The organism is Pseudomonas sp. PS01299 (assembly GCF_029960145.1).
Classification (GTDB): Bacteria; Pseudomonadota; Gammaproteobacteria; order Pseudomonadales; family Pseudomonadaceae; genus Aquipseudomonas; species Aquipseudomonas putida_A.
Map to the genome: position 1 here is coordinate 1 of NZ_JASCPO010000432.1, position 2,389 is coordinate 2,389.

At 57.7% G+C, this 2,389-nt stretch carries 2 protein-coding genes; both read right to left on the reverse strand.

Annotated elements, in window-relative coordinates; translation table 11 throughout:
- Window positions 1-94: 94 nt before the first annotated feature.
- The gene (locus tag QMX91_RS30705; protein WP_247839738.1) at window positions 95-1,012 is read right to left on the reverse strand and encodes an SdiA-regulated domain-containing protein; all 918 of its coding nucleotides are present in this window, start codon (window positions 1,010-1,012) and stop codon (window positions 95-97) included.
- 195 nt (window positions 1,013-1,207) lie between these two features.
- Window positions 1,208-2,131 (reverse strand): SdiA-regulated domain-containing protein, encoded by a 924-nt coding sequence (locus tag QMX91_RS30710; RefSeq protein WP_282413866.1) that lies wholly within the window; start codon window positions 2,129-2,131, stop codon window positions 1,208-1,210.
- Between the last annotated feature and the right edge of the window lie 258 nt (window positions 2,132-2,389).

The window sequence follows — 2,389 nt, forward strand, 5'->3', positions numbered from 1 at the left end:
GCTCGCGAATGCGGTGTGTCAGATACATTAATTTGTCTGATACACCGCATTCGCGAGCAAGCCCGCTCCCACATTTGGTTTTTTGGGGTGTCAGTCAGTTTTGCGCAGGTTTCTTGAAGACGTAAAACAAGTTCGGTTCACTCACCAGATACAACGTCCCGTCGTCATCCATCGCAATGCCTTCGGCTTGCGGCACCCTCTTCTGCAAACCCTGCCGCCCCTTGTTCAGTGACAGTGTGCTCAACGGCCGCCCGTCCACATCCAGCTCCAGAATCAGCCCCGACTCGTCGGACAGCGCCAGCAAATGGCCGCTGCGCTCGTCGTATTGCAGGCTCGACAGATCGCGCACGAACATCCCGGCATCGCGCTTGGGGTTGTTGATCACGTGTACCGCGTAGGACTTTTCCGGATTGAAGTGCGGAAAACCGTGCACCTCATAAATCAGCATGGGGTCACGCTCCTTGGCGACGAACAGACGCTTGCCCACTGAATCGTACGCCAGGCCTTCGAAGCCCTTGTTACCGCTCATGTGCACGCCCAGGGTCATCTGTTCAGCGTCCGCCGCATCGAGGAACGTGGTGCCCTGCTCCAAATGGACTTTGATCAGGCGTTGCTGGCGCTCGTCGGTGATCACATAGGTGTCGGCGCTGATGAACTCCACCGCTTCAGGATCGCCGAAGCCGATCAGCGCGATGCGCCGCAGGATTTTGCCGTCGAGGGACAACTCGACCAACTCGGCATTCTTGTTGGTCACGGTGAACAGGCTTTTGCGCACCGGATCGTAGGTCAGCGCCGAGACATCGTCGTTCAGGCCGTCGATGATCCTGGCCTCGACCTCGACCCGGTATTGATCCAGACCAATGGCCTCGCTGCTCAACGGCTGCCACAAGGTATGCAGATTGAACCAGGCGCGCTCGAACAGGCGCAGGTATTGGCCGATCGCGATCAACACGATCAGGACAACAACCGACAGGATGATAAACAGGGGCTTGGGGCGGGCAAGTCGACGCATTCAGGCAGGCTCGGGATCAAAACAGGCGGATGAAATATCACGCCTGTCTGAACTGAAGCTTAATGGCCACTTGCCTCAGGCCACAAGACAACCCTGTGTAGGAGTTGCCGCAGGCTGCGATCTTTTGATCTTGAAAAACAAAAGCAAAAGATCGCAGCCTGCGGCAGCTCCTATATGAGGATTAGTGAAAGGTGGTTATTTCTGCTTTTCGAAGCGATAGAACAGGTTCGGCTCGCTGACCATGTACAGCGTACCGGCGTCGTCCATGGTCACGCCTTCGGCACGGGGAATGGTGTTCTTCAATCCGTTGAAACCGCCAAGCAGGGTCATGAAGCTGACTTGCTCGCCCTTCTCGTCCAGTTCCAGCAACAGGTGCGAATCGGCGGACAGCACCAGGGTGTGGCCGGTACGTGGGTCGATGGCCAGTGCCGAGAGGTTGCGAATGTCCAGTTCATCATTGGCCAGCTTCTGCTTGTCGCCCTTGAGGATCTGGCTGCCGTCGCTTTTCCAGGTGAACAGCGCCGGCGGCCGCTCTTCGCCCAGCAGCAACTGCTGGTTGCGCGGATCCCAGGTGATTGCCTCGAACGCTTTGTTCTGGTTTTTCGACGGGCCGAGGTCGTATTTCGGGAAGTCGGCGATATTCAGCTCGCGGGTGTTGGCATCGACCTTGACGATGGTCAGCAGGTGTTCGCGCTCATCGACGATCGCCATCAGGCCGTTTTCCATCACGGTCACGCCCTCCGGATTGCTCCAGCCCACCAGCGGCATCTTGCGCAGCACATCACCCTGCAGGGTCAGTTCGACCAGAAACGGATTCTTGCCCATCACCGAAAACAGGGTTTTGGTCTGCGGGTTGTAGGATAGGTCCGAGGCCTCGTCCTTTTCCATGCCCGGCAGCAGTTTGCCGTCGATCACCGCCCGATAATCCGGCAACCAGATGCTTGCCTTCTGCTCGGCCTGAGTCTCGAGTCGCTCGCGCAGCCACAGCAGGCCACGGTCGTCCCAATGCATGATATGCGCCACGCCATAAGCGACAGCGAGCACCAGCAACAGCCAGACATACCAGCGCAGGGCAAAACGTGAACGACGGGAAGTTTTGAGCTGAGTTTGAGCGGACATCAGGGACGCGTTCCGAATATTCAGGCTATGGGTAATAGCACAAAGAGGCCGGCTCAGACGCCAGAATGAGAGGAATTATCCGGACAGAATGTGAAAAAAACGGCAAACGACGGGATTGTTGCGCGGCTTTGCGAGCCGCGACACAGAGCCAATGTAGGAGCGAGCCCTGTGGTGAGGGGATTTATCCCCGATGGGCTGCGAAGCGGCCCCAAAGCTGGGACTGCTGCGCAGGCCATCGGGGATAAAACCCCTCACCAC

Bases quoted from the DNA above. Each gene is read 5' to 3' on its own strand.
- QMX91_RS30705 (WP_247839738.1), bottom strand. From the start codon at position 1,012: ATGCGTCGACTTGCCCGCCCCAAGCCCCTGTTTATCATCCTGTCGGTT.
- QMX91_RS30710 (WP_282413866.1), bottom strand. From the start codon at position 2,131: ATGTCCGCTCAAACTCAGCTCAAAACTTCCCGTCGTTCACGTTTTGCC.